Source organism: Limnohabitans sp. (assembly GCF_046052765.1).
In the GTDB taxonomy this organism is placed as follows: Bacteria; Pseudomonadota; Gammaproteobacteria; order Burkholderiales; family Burkholderiaceae_C; genus Limnohabitans.
On sequence record NZ_JAVLFQ010000014.1, the window covers coordinates 24613 to 41636 of the forward strand.

General features: G+C 50.4%; 22 protein-coding genes. 12 read left to right on the forward strand and 10 right to left on the reverse strand.

The annotated features are described in order from the left end of the window. Positions 1 to 83 precede the first annotated feature (83 nt). Complete coding sequence (locus AC9UG7_RS00915) at positions 84 to 779, forward strand: response regulator transcription factor (protein WP_509583174.1); 696 nt, start codon at positions 84 to 86, stop codon at positions 777 to 779. Here AC9UG7_RS00915 and AC9UG7_RS00920 read toward each other — a convergent pair. Then, positions 767 to 1066, reverse strand: a complete 300-nt coding sequence (locus tag AC9UG7_RS00920; protein ID WP_509583176.1) for a hypothetical protein — start codon at positions 1064 to 1066, stop codon at positions 767 to 769. The two genes, AC9UG7_RS00915 and AC9UG7_RS00920, sit on opposite strands and share 13 nt — an antisense overlap. 36 nt (positions 1067 to 1102) lie before the next feature. Here AC9UG7_RS00920 and AC9UG7_RS00925 point away from each other — a divergent pair, with 36 nt between their 5' ends. Next, positions 1103 to 1543: a LexA family protein gene (locus tag AC9UG7_RS00925; RefSeq protein ID WP_509583178.1), complete on the forward strand. Its 441-nt coding sequence runs from the start codon at positions 1103 to 1105 to the stop codon at positions 1541 to 1543. Positions 1544 to 1547: 4 nt separating this feature from the next. Beyond that, positions 1548 to 2819 (forward strand): Y-family DNA polymerase, encoded by a 1272-nt coding sequence (locus tag AC9UG7_RS00930; protein ID WP_509583180.1) that lies wholly within the window; start codon positions 1548 to 1550, stop codon positions 2817 to 2819. A gap of 44 nt (positions 2820 to 2863) precedes the next feature. Here the strand turns inward: AC9UG7_RS00930 and AC9UG7_RS00935 are convergent, their stop codons facing one another. From AC9UG7_RS00935 to AC9UG7_RS00950, 4 genes are all read right to left on the reverse strand, one after another. Then, the gene (locus AC9UG7_RS00935; RefSeq protein ID WP_509583182.1) at positions 2864 to 3223 is read right to left on the reverse strand and encodes a response regulator; all 360 of its coding nucleotides are present in this window, start codon (positions 3221 to 3223) and stop codon (positions 2864 to 2866) included. After that, on the reverse strand, positions 3220 to 4056 hold the full coding sequence (locus AC9UG7_RS00940) for a sensor histidine kinase (protein ID WP_509583184.1): 837 nt from the start codon (positions 4054 to 4056) through the stop codon (positions 3220 to 3222). The genes AC9UG7_RS00935 and AC9UG7_RS00940 overlap by 4 nt, the downstream gene beginning before the upstream one ends. 35 nt (positions 4057 to 4091) lie before the next feature. Beyond that, on the reverse strand, positions 4092 to 4487 hold the full coding sequence (locus AC9UG7_RS00945; RefSeq protein WP_509583186.1) for a hypothetical protein: 396 nt from the start codon (positions 4485 to 4487) through the stop codon (positions 4092 to 4094). A 114-nt stretch (positions 4488 to 4601) separates the two neighbouring features. Beyond that, a complete protein-coding gene (locus AC9UG7_RS00950; RefSeq protein WP_509583188.1) occupies positions 4602 to 5318 on the reverse strand; it encodes a winged helix-turn-helix domain-containing protein in 717 nt (238 codons plus the stop codon). A gap of 273 nt (positions 5319 to 5591) precedes the next feature. Here AC9UG7_RS00950 and AC9UG7_RS00955 point away from each other — a divergent pair, with 273 nt between their 5' ends. After that, positions 5592 to 5969, forward strand: coding sequence for a hypothetical protein (locus AC9UG7_RS00955; RefSeq protein WP_509583190.1), 378 nt, complete (start codon positions 5592 to 5594; stop codon positions 5967 to 5969). 123 nt (positions 5970 to 6092) lie between these two features. On the opposite strand, the gene minE is transcribed toward AC9UG7_RS00955, so the two are convergent. The 3 genes from minE to minC all read right to left on the reverse strand — a co-directional run bounded on the left by minE (position 6093) and on the right by minC (position 8002). Then, entirely contained in the window at positions 6093 to 6353 is a 261-nt protein-coding gene (gene minE / locus AC9UG7_RS00960; protein ID WP_509583192.1) for a cell division topological specificity factor MinE, read from the reverse strand. A 5-nt stretch (positions 6354 to 6358) separates the two neighbouring features. After that, the gene (gene minD, locus AC9UG7_RS00965; protein WP_509583194.1) at positions 6359 to 7174 is read right to left on the reverse strand and encodes a septum site-determining protein MinD; all 816 of its coding nucleotides are present in this window, start codon (positions 7172 to 7174) and stop codon (positions 6359 to 6361) included. A gap of 78 nt (positions 7175 to 7252) precedes the next feature. Then, positions 7253 to 8002 carry a septum site-determining protein MinC gene (gene minC, locus AC9UG7_RS00970; RefSeq protein ID WP_509583196.1) on the reverse strand — a complete coding sequence of 250 codons (750 nt, stop codon included), beginning with the start codon at positions 8000 to 8002 and terminating at the stop codon, positions 7253 to 7255. Positions 8003 to 8117: 115 nt separating this feature from the next. Here minC and AC9UG7_RS00975 point away from each other — a divergent pair, with 115 nt between their 5' ends. The 5 genes from AC9UG7_RS00975 (at position 8118) to AC9UG7_RS00995 (ending at position 11837) form a co-directional block, all read left to right on the forward strand. Continuing rightward, positions 8118 to 8648, forward strand: coding sequence for a hypothetical protein (locus tag AC9UG7_RS00975; protein ID WP_509583197.1), 531 nt, complete (start codon positions 8118 to 8120; stop codon positions 8646 to 8648). Further along, positions 8645 to 9463, forward strand: a complete 819-nt coding sequence (locus AC9UG7_RS00980; protein ID WP_509583198.1) for an HTTM domain-containing protein — start codon at positions 8645 to 8647, stop codon at positions 9461 to 9463. Before AC9UG7_RS00975 ends, AC9UG7_RS00980 begins: the two co-directional genes overlap by 4 nt. A 122-nt stretch (positions 9464 to 9585) precedes the next feature. Next, positions 9586 to 10515 carry a M23 family metallopeptidase gene (locus AC9UG7_RS00985; RefSeq protein ID WP_509583199.1) on the forward strand — a complete coding sequence of 310 codons (930 nt, stop codon included), beginning with the start codon at positions 9586 to 9588 and terminating at the stop codon, positions 10513 to 10515. A 23-nt stretch (positions 10516 to 10538) separates the two neighbouring features. Continuing rightward, positions 10539 to 10973, forward strand: a complete 435-nt coding sequence (locus tag AC9UG7_RS00990; RefSeq protein WP_509583200.1) for a bactofilin family protein — start codon at positions 10539 to 10541, stop codon at positions 10971 to 10973. Between the two features lie 12 nt (positions 10974 to 10985). After that, a complete protein-coding gene (locus AC9UG7_RS00995; protein WP_509583201.1) occupies positions 10986 to 11837 on the forward strand; it encodes an alpha/beta hydrolase in 852 nt (283 codons plus the stop codon). Here AC9UG7_RS00995 and AC9UG7_RS01000 read toward each other — a convergent pair whose 3' ends face one another. After that, positions 11838 to 12737 carry a DMT family transporter gene (locus tag AC9UG7_RS01000; protein ID WP_509583202.1) on the reverse strand — a complete coding sequence of 300 codons (900 nt, stop codon included), beginning with the start codon at positions 12735 to 12737 and terminating at the stop codon, positions 11838 to 11840. Further along, positions 12734 to 13252 (reverse strand): methylated-DNA--[protein]-cysteine S-methyltransferase, encoded by a 519-nt coding sequence (locus AC9UG7_RS01005; RefSeq protein WP_509583203.1) that lies wholly within the window; start codon positions 13250 to 13252, stop codon positions 12734 to 12736. Before AC9UG7_RS01005 ends, AC9UG7_RS01000 begins: the two co-directional genes overlap by 4 nt. A 108-nt stretch (positions 13253 to 13360) precedes the next feature. On the opposite strand from AC9UG7_RS01005, the gene AC9UG7_RS01010 reads away from it, so the two are divergent. The 3 genes from AC9UG7_RS01010 to AC9UG7_RS01020 are packed head-to-tail and all read left to right on the forward strand — an operon-like array spanning position 13361 to position 17015. Further along, positions 13361 to 14761, forward strand: a complete 1401-nt coding sequence (locus AC9UG7_RS01010) for a phosphomannomutase/phosphoglucomutase (RefSeq protein WP_509583204.1) — start codon at positions 13361 to 13363, stop codon at positions 14759 to 14761. Next, the gene (gene waaC, locus AC9UG7_RS01015; RefSeq protein ID WP_509583205.1) at positions 14758 to 15750 is read left to right on the forward strand and encodes a lipopolysaccharide heptosyltransferase I; all 993 of its coding nucleotides are present in this window, start codon (positions 14758 to 14760) and stop codon (positions 15748 to 15750) included. Before AC9UG7_RS01010 ends, waaC begins: the two co-directional genes overlap by 4 nt. Further along, positions 15747 to 17015, forward strand: coding sequence for a 3-deoxy-D-manno-octulosonic acid transferase (locus tag AC9UG7_RS01020; RefSeq protein ID WP_509583207.1), 1269 nt, complete (start codon positions 15747 to 15749; stop codon positions 17013 to 17015). The genes waaC and AC9UG7_RS01020 overlap by 4 nt, the downstream gene beginning before the upstream one ends. Positions 17016 to 17024: the final 9 nt, after the last annotated feature.

The window sequence follows — 17024 nt, forward strand, 5'->3', positions numbered from 1 at the left end:
AAAGTCTGAGAAATCCTGAGATTTGATAAAAGTGAAAGATACACTAAAATTATCATGAATTATTATTAGAATAACAAATATTTATGCCAAAGACCATCAATCGCATCGTGCTTGTTGAAGACAATATTGCATTGCGGGAAGCCTTGGAAGACCATTTAACGAATTCTGGCTTTGATGTGCAAGGCGTGGGCGATGGCAACGAGTTAAACCTCGCGCTGGCATCGGCTGTCCCGCATGTAGTGGTCTTGGACTTGAACTTACCCGAGGAAGATGGCTTGTCAATCGCCAAACGCTTGCGTAAGGCATTTCCACAGATCGGCATTGTGATGTTGACCGCCAGGGTACGAAGTATTGATAGGCATGAGGGGTATGAGTCGGGCGCCGATATTTATTTGACCAAGCCGGTTAAACCGATGGAGCTGACCACCGTGCTGCAGACCTTGTGTCGACGCATGGCGCCTGCCGCCGCCACCCCAGCCTGGCTATTGCGTATGTCTTCTTTGCAAATCGAGCCGCCCGGCCATCCCCCCATATTGCTGACTGTCAGCGAAGCCAACTTGGTCTATGAGCTGGCATTGTCTGGGGATTTATTGAGCATGTCCCGATTGATCGAACTCTTCGGAGACATTGATTTACCAGAGGCGACCAATAAGCTGCGTATTGAACAAATTGTGAGTCGCGTGCGTCGCAAGCTAGACGCGGTCTTACAAGGTCAGCCGGCTATCAAGGCAGTCACCCGCATGGGCTACAAATTATTTGTCCCTGTTCATATTGAATAGCCTAATGATTGGCGTGATTGGTGCTTGATTGCATGGATGGGCAGGGCAGTTCTCCTGATGGGATGTTGCTGCGCGTGTGCAATACTGGCATGTCGCGCCCGCGCATCATCTTCGCTGCTGCGGCTTTGTACCAAGATAGGTGCTGCATAGCCCGGGTAGGTATCCGCAGGGAAAGTCGCGCTGTCTGGTAGATCTACACCGAAGTGGGCGTTAACCCAAGCAGACTGGCGGGTAGGGTTGAAGTGCACACACATGACGAAATGTTGGGGGGCATCACCAATACACATTCCATATACTGTACAAATAAACAGTATTATCTAGCTATGCATGCGTCTGACTTACCCTTTTCTTCCCCCGTGCCGCTGGATGCGCCGCCGATGTGGTTGGACATCTGCAGCTGGGCCGTGCCCGCCGGTTTTCCCTCGCCGGCAGCGGACCACACGCGCCGGCGCATCGATCTGAACGAGCACCTGATAGGCAACAAAGAGGCCACGTTTTTATTCCGCGTCAAGGGTGACTCCATGACCGGCGCAGGCATTTACGAAGGAGACACCTTGTTGGTCGACCGCAGCCTAGACCCGAAGCATCAGTGCATCGTGCTTGCATTGCTGAACAACGAATTCACGGTCAAGCGGTTTTACCGGCGAGGTGGCGTTGTCAAGTTACTGGCCGAGAACAGCATTTACCCGCCGCGCCTCATCAAAGACGAGGACGATTTCACTGTCTGGGGTGTGGTCACCTACAACCTGCACAAGCTGTACTGAAGCCATGGTTGCCGCATTGCCGCAGTTGGCCTTGGTGGACTGCAACAACTTTTACGTCTCCTGTGAACGGCTGTTTCGCCCCGATCTCAAGAATGTGCCGCTGGTGGTGTTGTCCAACAACGACGGCTGCGTGGTGTCGCGCTCTAACGAGGCCAAGGCACTGGGTATACGCATGGGGCAACCCTGGTTTGAGTGCAAGGAACTGGCCGAGCAACATGGCATTTTGGCGCTTAGTTCCAACTACGCGCTGTACGCTGATTTGTCCAACCGCGTCATGCGCATACTGGCTGATTTTTCACCGCGCACCGAGGTGTATTCCATTGACGAATGCTTTGTCGACCTCAGCGGTACGCCCGATTTGCGGACGGTCAGCTACCGCATCCGAGAAACGGTATTGAAATGGACTGGCATTCCAGTGTGCGTTGGCATAGGCCCGACCAAAACCTTGGCCAAGCTGGCCAATCACATTGCCAAAAAACACCCGCGTTCGCGCGGTGTATTCAATTACAACGACCTCACAGACACGCAACAAACGCACTTGTTGTCGCGCATTGCCGTCGATGAGGTATGGGGCGTAGGCAGGCGCCTCACTACCCGTTTGACAGCACACGGCATACACAGCGTGCAGGACTTGCGACTCGCGCATGTGCCCAGTTTACGCGCCGAGTTTGGTGTGGTGATGGAAAAAACCCAGCGCGAATTGAACGGCTTGGCTTGCATCGATTTGCAAGAGGTCGAACCCGATAAACAGCAAATCATCGCCAGCCGTTCGTTCGGTTCCATGGTTGAAACAGTGGATATGCTGAAAGATGCGGTCAGCGTTTTTGTGGCCAACGCCTGCGCCAAATTGCGGGCCCAGGGCTCGCATGCATCGGTTATTCAGGTGTTTTTGATGACAAACCGTTTCCGCAAAGATTTGCCACAGTACATGCCTTCGCTGGTGGTGCCACTGCCGCAACCGACTAACGATAGCCTGGTGGTCAACCGCTGGGCAGACTATTTGGTCGGGCGCATGTTCCGCCCTGGCTATCAGTACAAGAAAGCCGGTGTCATGCTCAGCGGTATTTCGCCGCAAGGGCGTTATCAAACCGATTGGCTGGAACCGCCGCAAGCGGTGGACACGCGTTTGATGGATACGCTGGATGGTTTGAACAAACGTTATGGGCGTGGCACGGTCAAAGTGTCAACGCAAGGCGCATACCAAGGGTGGCAGATGAAGCAGGACAACAAATCACCTGACTACACCACCGATTGGCAGTCCATACCCGTGGTCTAGTGCATAGTCTTGGATGCAGCCCACGTTGTTGACCGAGGCGCTGCTTATATATTGAGCGCACTCAGCAACTCGTGGCTACGTATGGGTTTGAGTAATACCTTGTTGAAACCGGCTGCTTCAAGTTGTTGGATTTCATCGGGCATGGCATGCGCTGTATACGCAATGATTTTCATGTCGGAAAAGCGGGCATCTGAACGAAGCTGCTGACACAGTTGCAGGCCGCTCACGGTGGGCATGGAAATATCCAGTAGCAACACATCGCAGACTGTGTCTTGCAGCATATCTAACGCTTGCGTCGCGCTGTCGCATTCATGCACGGTGTAGCCCAGCGGGCGTAAGAACAAACCGGGCAGCAGGCGGTTGGTGTCGTTATCGTCAACCACAATCACATGGCGCGTATTCATGCGGTAGCCGTTTCTGTTTGACGAAGGGGCAGGGTGAAAAAGAATGAACTACCGACACCGGCTTGCGTGCGGTAATTCAGTTGTCCGCCCATCAGTTGTACCAATTGGTGACTGAGCATCAGACCCAGTCCGGCCCCTTCTTTTCGCTTTAACGTGAAGTCAGAGGACGGCTCAAAAAGACCCATGAACAGACGTTGTTGCACCTCCTCTGGTATGCCCAGTCCGGTGTCAGCGACCGTGAATGTCAGATTGCCATCCGCTTCATTGTGTGAGATTTCTAAGCTCACTTGCCCTTGTGGCCGGTTGTAGGCGATGGCGTTGTCAATCAGGTTATTGAGCACCAGGCGCAAACGGTAGGGGTCGGCAGTCATCTTCAATGTGACGTGCTGATCGGTGCTGAGTTCAAGTGCAATGTTCAGCCGGCTAGCGCGGGGTTGGTGTAACTTACGCACGGACTCCAACAGATCGTAAACATCGAACTCCGATTCAGCGAGTTGTAAGCGGCCCTCTTTGATCTTGTGGATATCCAGCATGCCATTGACCAGATTCAGCATTTCCAAGCTGTTTTCCAGAATGATTTTCGAGGTGAAATGGATCATCGGTTCCTTGGAACTGCTGTTTATGTACTCTGCGTATCCCATGATGCCGTTGAGCGGCGTGCGCAAGTGGTGAGACATAGACGCCATGAAGCTTTGCATGTGTTGCAGACTGTGCATTTGCTGCGTTAGCTCGGATTGGAGTTGCCGACTTCGCTGGATGGTCATCGCCCAAGCAATGGACAGACATAACAACAAACTCAGTAATGCAATTTGGATAATGTCGTTCGTGTTCATAAAGCACTCGCTGGTTTCATTACATTCGCAATATATTATTTCTTAGCAAATACCAAGAATTTTGTTCCAAGGATGCGGCCAAATTCATGGCTGTGAGATTCGAGGGTTTGCAATAAGTCTTCCGTAGGCACAATTTTTTTGGATCGTTTATCCACTTGACTGGCCTCAAACTTGACCAAGCCTTCTTCTTCAAATTCACGTATCTTGTAGCGCAGAGCCCTTTCGCTCAAATCTTGGTTGCTATAAATGCCTTTAAGGAGGGCGCTTGGTTTATCGCGTTTCTCTTCAATCAATTGTTTGACCAGACTCAGGTAGAGATAACGGCCAGCCTGACTTTGCACCAGATGCAAGTGCTGGTTTTCCCATTCGTGCAGTTGGCAAATGACTTGGAGGAGTTTGGTATTGAATTGCGGATCGGAATCAGTTTTCATTTCGGTTATCCTGAAGTTTGGTGACCGAATGGTAATAATGTTTTTGTATAAAAACTGACGAAAACTGATAATTTTGTGTGTATTTTGTATAGATATTTGGTATTTATTGATAATTTAATCAATTTTAACAGCGCAACAGAGCTGATAACCTTGCAAACGGTTGGCTCTGAGGACCTGCTTACCGGCACCGCAATCTCTCATTTTTTTCCGCAATCTGTAAATTTGGGCCTCTAAAGCTTGCTTGGGTAACTGATCCTCGTTTTTTTCAAGTACTTCATAAATTTCCCAAAGTTCAAGTTGTTGTTGGTCTGATTGGAGAAACGCCATCAGTAAAAGAAATTCAGACCGTGATAACGCCTGCTCTGACAAATTGCCGCGCATGACTCGGAACCTGGTATTCAATTGCAAACTGCTGGTTTCAACAAATTTGTCATTGGTATGTGTGGCGCGATACAGCGCACGTTGCTCCAGATTGTCGACCAAGGCATTCAATTCATCGGCTTCCCAGGGGGAGGTCAGCACATGGTCTGCACCCAAGCGCAATGCACGCAGTTTGGTTGACAAATCGCCTGCCTGGGTCATGCACACGCTACCTAAGGTTGTGGGGTGCTGTTGCAATTGCTGCAACAGCGAAAACAAAGCATCGTCTGGCTTTCTCAGATCCAGTAAGTAAATCGCCGACGCTGTATTGGCCAAGATTTCCAGGCACTCTGTGGCAGTCATGCAGTGCTTTAACAGACAGAATGCCTCTTGCGTCCTTTGCAAAAGCACAGCCTGCGCGGCGTCCGCTGACACGAGCACCATATTCACGGTAGAAAATGCCAAAGTCATAAATCTTCAATCCGAGTTTGAGCCCATCATTTGCTGAAAACTCTACCATTTTTCCTTACAAAAGAATATTTTATTGTTAATAACTGTTATTAAAATGATTGAATATTAAAATTCAACGCTTGAAATTTTAGTAAAAAAATATTCATAAATTCAATGAATCCCCAATGAAAATAGCCGGATCTATTGCCGGTTGTCTGCTTAGAAAAATGAAAGTCATAGCGATGAGATTGAGCGCCGTTAAGATGATCAGCATATTTGACGGAGGGAATTTTGATGGGTACAACATTTTTAAGAGTCAGTGTTTTAGTTGGTTGGGGTTTGATCGGTATGTCCGCTGTCACAGCCGCAGACAAGGCCGCGGACCCCGTAGTGAAAAAATCTGACAGTGGTATTTGCCACGATAAATCCAGCCCTTCATTTGCCAACACCAAAAAATTCACTGCTTTCAACAGTGTGGATGAATGTGTGAAAAGCGGCGGGAAATTGCCTGCTGGACAACCTGCGGCGGCAGCTGCCACGCCTGTTGTTAAAAAATCTGACAGCGGTATTTGCCATGACAGCAAAAGCCCAAGCTATGAACGCACCAAAAAATTCACTGAATTCAAAACTGTGGATGAATGCTTAAAAAGTGGCGGTAAATTACCTAAATAAAGTAGCCATTGGCTGACCCTGATGAGGGTCAGCTGGGCATAACAGCGCTAGACCAAGCGCAACACAGACGCAACTTCAAGTCATGCTCGCATACCCGCATACGGTCATGCTGAGAACATCGCATCAACGTGCGTCGGGTAACTCTATTTTGACCTCCAGCACTTCAAGGTTGTCCTGTCGCTCCAGGTTGACCTTGATATCACTGGGATTGATATTCACGTATTTAGACAACACCGCAATCAGGTCGCGTTGCAAGTCTGGCAAATAGTCCGGCTGGTGCGCAGACTTGCCAGAGCGTTCGTGCGCCAGAATGATTTGCAATCGTTCTTTGGCGACGCTGGCGGTTTTTTTCTTTTCGCCGATCAGAAAGGACAACAAAGACATGTGGTTTATCTCCGACCGAACACGCGTTGCAGCAGTCCAGGTTTGCTGGCTTCGGTAAATCTCAACGGTATGTCTTTGCCGAGGAAGCGATCGACCACGTCTTTATAGGCCTCAGCCACATCGCTTTTTTCAAGCAAGACCGCTGGCACGCCTTGGTTGGAAGCTTGCAAGACATCTTCAGATTCTGGAATGACACCAATCAGCGGAATACGAAGAATGTCTTGAATATCTTCTAAAGACAACATCTGCCCTTCTTGCACCCGGTTCGGGTTGTAGCGGGTGATCAACAAGTGTTCCTTGATAGGTTCCTGTCCTTGAATGGCTCTCAAGGTTTTGCTGCCAAGCATGCCCAGTATGCGATCCGAATCGCGCACCGATGAAACCTCGGGGTTGGTGACAACCACAGCCTCATCTGCAAAATGCATGGCCATCATGGCGCCGGTTTCAATACCGGCAGGCGAGTCGCAAACAATGAATTCAAAGTCCATGCCGGCAAGTTCGCGCAGTACGCGTTCAACACCGTCTTGGGTAAGCGCTTCCTTGTCGCGGGTTTGCGAAGCGGCGAGTACAAACAGATGTTCTGAATGCTTGTCCTTGATGAGCGCCTGGTTCAGCGTGGCTTCACCGTTGATGACATTGACAAAGTCATAGACGACACGACGTTCACACCCCATGATCAGATCCAAGTTTCGCAAGCCCACGTCAAAATCAATCACCACGGTTTTGTGACCACGCAGTGCCAATCCGGAAGCAAAACTGGCACTGGTGGTTGTTTTACCGACTCCGCCTTTGCCAGATGTCACGACGACTATTTTTGTCATTGAAAAAAATCCTAAGTAAAAAAAACAACGGCAGATGAAAAAAGGCAAGCACCTTAAACATCGCTAAATGCCTTGAGTTTACAAGGCTCGCATATTCAGTTTGTCATCAGCCAACCAAACCTGTGCAGCTTTACCTAGAACATCCGATGGCAACGCGGTGTCGCTGGTGCGGTAAACGCCTGCAATCGATACCAATTCGGCCTCCAGACTGGATGCAAAGATGCGAGCGCTGGTGTCTCCTTTGGCGCCTGCAATCGCTTTACCGCGCAGCGGTGCGTAAACGTGGATATGCCCATCAGACATGATTTCAGCGCCGGGGTTGACCATGGCCAGCACGACCAGATCGCGCCCGCGGGCATAAACGTGCTGACCTGAGCGAAGCGGTTTGTCGATGACCATCGCTGTTTGAGAAGCCATGTGAACTTCTCGCACCACTTCAATTTCACGCACGACTTCACGTATGGTTTCATGCGGCTCACTGACGGGCGATGGCAATGCTCGAAGTTCCTGTGCCACAAACAAGCCAGCCAAAGTGGCGGCGGCTGCTTGTAGGTCGGTTCCTGCGCGTAATGCGACCGGGTTCATTTTGAATTGGCGCAGCAATTGCAGCAATGCATTGAGGTCGATCGGGCCGGCTTGGGCATCCACGGCTTGCAGGTCAATCAATACTGGATCGTTGTCAAAAAAATCGGGGGTCTCACCAAAGCGGTTTTGCAGATCGGCGCTCAAGCGTTGCAAATCGGCGGACTTGACCAACACCGACATCAAGGGCAGATGGACATTTTTGATTTCAAAAGACAATGATTGAGAAGATGTACGCGAACTCATAGGGGATCCGGATAACGGCAGGCATGAAGCCTTGCATGAAAGGCACACACTTTACACGTTCAGGCAAACCGGCTGGTTTTTTCCAGCCAATTTGAAATTTTGCACAATGCGCCCTATGTTTGAAAGGCTGGATATGTACGTATTGGCGGGCTTATTTGCGGCGTATTTTGGTGTACTTGCGCTAGGAATGTTTTGGCAAAGCCAAACGGTTCGAGGGCCTTGGTTGTATTTACTGCGTGCTTTTTTCCCTAATTGGCAGTTTTATCACCAGGTCGGCTCCGTGCCTCATTTGTATGTGCGTTCGCAAGAAGCACAGGGACCATGGTCCGATTGGCGGATGGTTTATCCAAGGCACCAACGCAGTACGTGGCGACTGTTTCATAACCCGTGGGGCAACAGAGACCTTGCTCAGCAAAATCTGGTAGAGCATTTGTCCAGCGATATCAAAGAGTTGGGAGAAGGCGCAGATGCCAGCCAATTGGTGAGTTACCAGTTGGTATGTCGGTTGGCGGCGCATGCCATCCGAATCCATCAACTGCAAGCAACAGCCAGTCATTACCAACTGGAAATCAGACTTGAGCGTTCCGGCCCGCAAGGCCTCATCAGTACAGACACGGTGCTTCGCAGTCCGTCAATGACTTTATGAGTGGCGATCTGGTGGTGCGCTGGTTGGAAGTACTGGGTGGTTTTAGCATCGCCTTGCAATGTATCGAGTACTGGCGCATTGCTGTTTCCTTGGACCCAAACGGCATTTGGGCTTGGCGTGTCCAAAGAGCTGACATACCTGATTCACCGATGTGGATCAAATTGTTACTCGACCAGATGTACAAGCCAACCCTCTACCGTTTGCAATTGATGGTCAGGTTGTTGGCTGCGCTGGCATTGATGATTTGGGGCAACCAACTGTTGACCGCACTGGTTTTGTTCACGGGCACATTGCTTTTGTTGATCCGTTGGCGGGGGGCATTCAATGGCGGCAGCGATTTCATGACCCTCATCACAGTCAGCGGTTTGTTGATCGCGCAACTGGTGGCACTCTTTACTGATGCTCAAACGGGATGGTCAGCTGGTCTGGGATACATCGCTATTCAGACCTTGAGTTCGTATTTTGTGTCTGGTTGGATCAAATTGAAACGACCCGAATGGCGCAGCGGTGAGGCACTGACGGTATTTTTAAACGGGGGCTTGTACGGTCCCTTGCCACTGAACAGTGTCTTTCGCCAGCCGATGCTGGCGAGGCTATGCAGTTGGACCTTCATCCTTTGGGAAGGTTTGTTTGCTTTGGTTGTGATGTATCCGCCATGGATTGGAGGTTTTGTTGCTTTGGCCTTGCTTTTTCACTTTTTGGTGTTTTGGTTCTTTGGCTTAAACAGGTTTTTCTGGGCTTGGGCGACCAATTTGAGCAGTGTTTTTTTTCTGGGACATTATTTTTCTTCCATTGAAACAATACTTTTTTATTAATTAAGTCGTGAAATACAGTTCTTTATATGATTTTTTGCCGATTTATATGCTTTGCGCACTTCAGCTAACTGCATAGAATGACGATCCCTCTTCTCTATAGGGCTTTTAAGTCAGGATGATTCATGCAGTTAATGTGGCTATCAGGGCCGACCGGTAATGTCAGGACCATTTCAATCACAACCCGCACAGTGTCAACCGCTGCGGTGGTGATTGGTTTTTTTCTGGTCACTTCTGGTTTCTTGCTCCACTTTGTCGGATTCAAAATTGCTGTTGAATACAACCCTGACTTGGCGCGAAGCATTGGTGGCGTTACCACCGAGGCTGAACAAAAGCGCATGGAATCGGTTTACCGAGACCACTTGACTCAACTGCGTGAGTCCATGCACAACACGGTGAACGAAATTCGCCAACTTGAAACCATGAAAAACCGTTTCATGGAAATGGCGACCCCCAATGTAGTGCGAGACAAAATCAACCGCAAAGACGATAACAAGGGTGGGCCTTTGATCGCGCCCAAACCATTCTCCAGTTTGTTTAGACAGCCCTTAGGCATGGAGTTTGACCAAACACTGCAAGACTTTGTCCAAACGCAAACTGCCGTGGCTGAGTTACGCAGTCGCTGGGAGAAGCAACTTGATTGGCTCAATACCCTGCCCACAGGCATTCCGGTTCACGGTGATTTCAGGGTAAGCAGCGGATTTGGTATTCGCAATGATCCTTTCACAGGTGGTTTGGCCATGCACGAGGGTTTGGATTTCACAGCCAATACCGGTACGCATGTGGTTGCCACGGCCAAAGGCACTGTGACACGTTCTGGCTGGGATTTCGGTTACGGAAATGTGATTGAGGTTCAGCACGCCGAGGGTTTCTCCACCCGCTATGCCCATTTAAGCAAGCGCATTGCGCAAGTCGGGGACCGGGTTGATCGTGGCGGCGTTTTGGGTGAAGTAGGCAGTACCGGGCGCTCAACCGGCCCCCATTTGCATTACGAAGTGTTTATCAAAGACAGGGTGATCAATCCTGTGCAAGTACTTCCCCTTAGCTCTAGCTAACCCCCCGTTCACCGGAGTGACATATGTTTGAAAAATTGCGCGATAAACCTCTTGCGAGTTCGCAAGAGCGTTTTGAAACCTTGATTGGACGTACCACCCAAATTTATGGTCGACTGGTACTGGTCGACTCTGTGCGCATTGACGGTAAGGTTGTTGGAAATATTGAAACCGCCAAGGAAAGCAAAGTCACGGTTGCCATTGGTGCCAGTGGTGAAGTTTCTGGTGACGTCACTGCGCACCGAGTGATGGTGGCAGGCAAAGTAGAAGGCAATATTTATGCATCTGAGCGTGTAGAGTTTCATAAAGACTCTATCGTTCACGGCGACATATCCTACGGCTCTATTGCTGTCGAACATGGCGCTCGTTTACTTGGACTGGTCATTCAAAACCCAGTGGGTGGCGCCAATGCAGGTGCCGAGGCCAATTCCGCCATTCGTCAGGCGCAATCCAGTAAATAAACGGTTCAAAACATGCGGGGCTCTCCAGAATGGTTTGACCGGATGTATAACAACCGCGCCTTGGTGCCGGATTTCGCTGAGCACCTACAGCGATGGGCTGATGAATCCAAGCATGCACGAGAGCACTCCAATGGCCTTTTTGACCTGAGTTATGGTGAAGGTTTGAATGAAACATTGGATATTTTCACCACCGCTTCTGCCAAAGCGCCTGTGTTGGTATTTCTCCATGGCGGCTATTGGCGTGCACTAGACAAGTCTGACCATTCTTTTATAGCCCCGGCATTGACCAAAGAAGGTGTGTGTGTGGTGGTACCCAATTACGCACTGTGTCCAGCCGTCAGCATCAAGGACATAGTCATGCAAATGGTAAAGGCCTTGACTTGGGTGTGGCGCTACATCTCACATTGGGGCGGTGACCCTGGTCGAATTCATGTGGCAGGTCATTCGGCTGGCGGGCATTTGGCGGCCATGATGATGGCGTGTGAATGGTCGCGGTATGCCAAGGATTTACCCCCGGACTTGGTGAAATCCGCATTGGCGATTTCAGGTTTGTTTGAACTTGAATCCGTGCGTCGCTCGCCCATGCTGCAAGCAGACTTGCGTCTCGACGATGCGCAGGCCGTTCAATGCAGTCCTGCTTGGATGCCCGCACCTCTTCATGGGGCTTTGTTGAGTGTGGTGGGGGCGTTGGAGAGTGAAGAGTTCTTGCGACACAACACATTGATTCGCCAGTCTTGGGGTGAGCAGCGTGTGCCGTTGTACCAAGAACTACCTGACTTGCACCACTTCAGTATTTTGAGCGCTTTGTCACAATCTGACCATCGCTTACATCAGATGGCATTAGATATGTGCTTTGCGCAATGATTACTTGCGTGTAGAAAGTGGTAACAAGCCCGCGGCCAATGCGGTACCCAACAGAATCAACATGCCGTACATCAGCATATGCAAAGTGATTGTTTCACCCAGTATCAACACACCGATCAGGTTAGCAATCAATGGAATAAGGTAAGTCACACTCAGCGTACGAGCCCCACCTGTTTTAGCAATCAGTCTGAAATACAGCACATAAGCCAAGCCTGTGCAAATGGCGCCAACAATCAGCAGACCAAGCCATGCCCATGGGTTCGGCCAGGTCGCAGGCCAAAACCATATACCAGGCACTGTGAGCGCCATACACGCACCGATTTGACTTCCGGTAGCGATAGCAAGCGGTGGCACACCTTTTAAATATTGTTGTGAAAAAGTGGTTGCGAAACCGTAGCAAGAAGTGGCCAACAGACAACTGAGAACAGCCCAGCCGTTGGCATCAGCTTTGAAAGACAAGCCACCAGGCATACCCATGGCAAGCAGGGCGACGCCACAAAATCCCAGAAACAATCCCAAGGCACGCCATCCTCCTGGGCGTTCAGATAACCACAGCCAAGCAATCAGCGCACCAAACAATGGTGAGGTGGCGTTGAGTATGGCTGACATGCCGGTAGTGAGCGACAAAACAGCATAGGCATAACAACTGAACGGTATGGCGGAGTTAACCACACCCATGGCAAACACAGGACGCCAATTTTTTTTCAGATCGTCCACCTGACCCTTCATCATAAGCAAGGGTAAAAGCACCAACAAAGCAATACTTACACGCATCCAAGCCGTGGCACATGGACCAAATTGCTGTGCTGCCAGGCGCATAAATACAAAAGAGGATCCCCAAATCATGCCTAATAAAACGAACTCGGGTAGCCAGTGTTGCCAGCGTAAACCCGCCGTCACAACAACATACCTTCAATGTCCAACAAAGCGACTTTGCGGTTCAATCCGCCTGCATAACCGGTCAATGCGCCGGTGCTGGCGACCACGCGATGGCAGGGGAGAAAAATACTTAAGGGGTTGCGTCCAACGGCGGCGCCAACTGCACGGGCTGATTGAGGCTTACCTAAATAGCGTGCAATGTCAGCATAGGTCGCATAGCGACCGAAAGGAATCATGGCCAGCGCATGCCACACTGCATGTTGAAAATCGCTGCCTCCAAAAGGTGACAGCGGCAGTTCAAATTGTTGTCGTTGGCCGGAAAAATATTCATTCAACTGTTGTTTGGCTTTCAGTAACCAACATTGTCCTGGTCCCCATGGCAGGTGTTGAAGATCGGGCACATGCTTTTGTTGATCAAACCAGGCACCGCTGAGCCCTTGTTCGTTGGCCAACAGTGTCATTCGACCCAATGGGGTATGTATGGGCATCTGCCAATGATCAGAAGGGGTTTTTAAATAAAAATTGTCTGAATTCATACGGATATTATGGGTTGTTATTGGCATGGATGCGTGGCAGATTCTATGGATCGCTCGACTCTTTCAGCTTACTCAGTGCTCATTCGCTCACGCCTACAATGCGTTTTCATGAATATTGAATCCTCTATTTTCAAAGCGTATGACATTCGCGGCGTTGTGCCAAGCGCATTGCATACAGAAATGGCCACAGCGCTGGGTCGTAGTTTCGGTACGCAGGCACGCGCATGCGGTCAAACCCGAGTAGCCGTGGGTCGTGATGGACGACTGAGCGGGCCAACTCTGGCGCAAGCGTTGATACAAGGTTTGATGGATGCAGGTATAGAAGTGATGGATGTCGGCATGGTGACCACGCCCCAGCTTTATTTCGCTGCAAATACCTTATGCCAAAGCGGCATACAAATCACGGGCAGCCACAACCCCAAAGACTACAACGGTTTCAAAATGGTATTGGACGGACGTGCCATTTACGGAGAGGATATTCAAGCATTACGCCGGATGATCGAGCAAGACAGCTGGCAATTGCACGCTGGCGGCAGCGTGACATCCGTTTCCATACAACACGAGTACCAACAACGCATCACCAGCGACATTCACCTGTCACGGCCCATGCGCGTCGTGGTTGATTCTGGAAATGGCGTTGCCGGTGCGAGTGCGCCACAGATTTTGCGAGACATAGGCTGTGATGTGATCGAGTTGTTCAGTGACGTAGATGGCAATTTCCCCAACCACCACCCTGACCCCAGCAAACCAGAAAACCTTCGTGATTTGATTAGGGCATTACAAGAAAATGATGCTGAACTGGGCTTGGCTTTTGATGGAGACGGCGACCGGTTAGGCATAGTCACGCGAGACGGTCAAACCATTTATCCGGATCGCCAGATGATGTTGTTTGCCCGTGATGTGTTGTCTCGCCAACCGGGTGGCACCATTGTTTTTGATGTGAAATGTTCGCAACAACTTGCTCCATTTATTCGTGCTGCTGGTGGCGTACCCTTGATGTTTAAGACAGGTCACTCGTTAATCAAAGCCAAAATGAAAGCCATTGACTCGCCTTTAGGTGGTGAGATGAGCGGCCATGTGTTTTTCAAAGAGCGTTGGTATGGTTTTGATGACGGCACCTATGCAGGGTGTCGTCTGCTGGAAATACTTAGCCGTTCATCGGATGCCAACACGGTTTTGCATGATTTACCTCAAAGCGAATCTACGCCTGAGTTGAATGTGTCTTGCCAAGAAGGTGAACCTCACCGTGTCACCGCTGAGTTGCTCACATTGGCCCAAACCCAGGGTTTGCCGTCGGTTGACCATCATCCCGTTTTATGCGACATAGACGGATTACGCATAGATTGGGATGATGGGTTTGGACTGGTGCGTGCTTCGAACACCACGCCAGTGCTGGTGTTGCGTTTTGAAGGTCAAAACACAAAAGCCCTGCAGCGTATTCAAGCAGACATGATGGCCTTGTTGCGACAAATCAAACCGGATGCCCAGGTTCAAGAGGCTGCGCATTGAGGGTATTGGTTGTCAAACTGTCCTCACTTGGCGATGTGGTTCACAGTTTGGCCAGTGTCATGGATATGCGTCAAGCCATGCCTGATGCCAGTATCGATTGGGTGGTAGAAGATGGATTCGCCCCACTGTTACAAACTTGTCCGGCAGTCGATCGCGTTATCCCTTGCAGATTGCGTCGTTGGCGCAAACAGTGGTGGACCGCTGATACGCGACAAGAATGGCGGACATTCATGAGCGAACTTCATGCTGTCAAGTATGACGCTGTGATTGACTTGCAAGGCTTGAGTAAATCAGCACTCATCTCCCGCCTCACAAGCTTGAGCGAGCAGGGCAAACGCTACGCCATGGCCAACCGTACCCGTGGTTCCGCCTATGAAAGGCCGACCCGATGGGTGGCTGATGAATTGATTGAATGCCCATGGGACAGCCATGCCGTTCAGCGTGCCCGTCATGTGTGTTCTCATGCTTTGGGTTACAACGAATCGTATCAAGGCATACAAACCATGTTCATTGAGCCCGACCCGTCGGTGGCGCCACGCACACTGGCTTTGGTGCACGGAACCTCTCGAGCAGATAAATGCTGGCCGTTAAATCACTGGATGACGCTGGCGCGTCAATTGACATCCATGGGATTTCAATTGGCTTTGCCGCATTCAAATGATGCTGAGGAGCGTGTCGCCATGCAGGTGGCGCAATCCTGCGCTGGTTCGGTGGTGTGGCCGCGTTCTGATATTTTTCAATTAAGCAGGCGATTGGCTGCTTGTGTAGGTGTGATCGGTGTTGACAGCGGACCCAGTCATATGGCGGTGGCACTGGGATTGCCCCATGTACAAATCTATAACTTTGATACCGCGTGGCGCACTGGACCACAACATTGTGATTGGCAACAAAGTGTTTTCGCACAACCGCAACCCTCGCCTGAAGTGGTGATGCACACTTGGCTGGACTGCTTACACGCGCATGAAAATAAAGCTGGAATTCAACCATGATGCTGTTTGCGTATGGTTGCTTCATGTACTTGTTGTCGCCATTGCTATTGCTCAAGTTGTATGCGCGTTCACGCAAGGAGCCTTTGTATGCGCAAGCGGTGGCCGAGCGTTTTGGTTTTTACCGCATGCCTGCCACTTCGGGAGGTATTTGGATACACGCAGTGTCTTTGGGTGAAACACGCGCCATTCAATCTTTGGTGGAAACTTTGCGTCATCATTATCCCAATGTGAGATTTGTATTCACACATGGCACTGCAACCGGTCGCCAACAAGGATTGAGTTTGCTCCAAGCTGGCGATATTCAGGTGTGGCAGGCTTGGGATTCGCCGCAGGCAGTCAAAAGATTTTTCCGTCACTTTCAGCCCAAGCTTGGGTTTTTGGTAGATACCGAGGTTTGGCCTGTCACGGTCTCACAAGCAGCCAAACATGGTGTGCCTGTGGTGTTGCTCAATGCCCGATTGAGTGCGCGGTCCTTGCGCAAGGCGATGCAATGGTCTGCGCTGGCAAAGCCTGCCTTTGGCAGTTTAAAAGCCATTTGGGCGCAGTCTGAGCAAGATGCCAAACGGTTTCAAAGCCTGGGCGTACCAGTGCAGGCTGTCATGGGTAATTTAAAGTTTGACGCGGTGCCTGACGCAGTTCAGGTTCAGCAAGGACATGATTTACGCGCCCACATGCAGCGGCCGGTGATTCTTCTGGCAATTTCCCGTGAAGGTGAGGAAGCCGCTTTACTCGACGTGTTGATGCAACAACCTGCGTATTTGAAAGATGTGCAATGGTGGCTGGTACCCAGGCATCCTCAACGGTTTGAAGATGTGGCTGCTTTGGTCAAAGCCAAAGGCTTGACCTTGATCAAACGCAGTGAATGGGGAGCCCATCCTCAAGCCAACGATGTGCAGTCTACCGATGCAATGGTTCTGGGTGACAGCATGGGGGAAATGGCGTTTTATTTCAGCGCGGCCAGTGTGTGTTTGCTTGGTGGAAGCTTTGAGCCGCTAGGCGGTCAAAATTTGATCGAGTCCTGCGCCTGCGCGTGTCCGGTAGTGATGGGTCCGCATACCTTCAATTTCGCGCAAGCAGCAACGTTAGCTCAACAGGCCGGCGCAGCCGTGCGAGTCAAGCATTTGAATGAAGCGGTAGACGTTGCTTACCGGCTAGCTTTGGATAAACAAGAATGCGCCAACAAGGCGGAATTAGCAAGACAATTTGCAACCCAGCACCAAGGGGCAGTCGCTCGATGTGTCGAGCTTATCAAGCCCCTGATGTGAGTTTGCTTA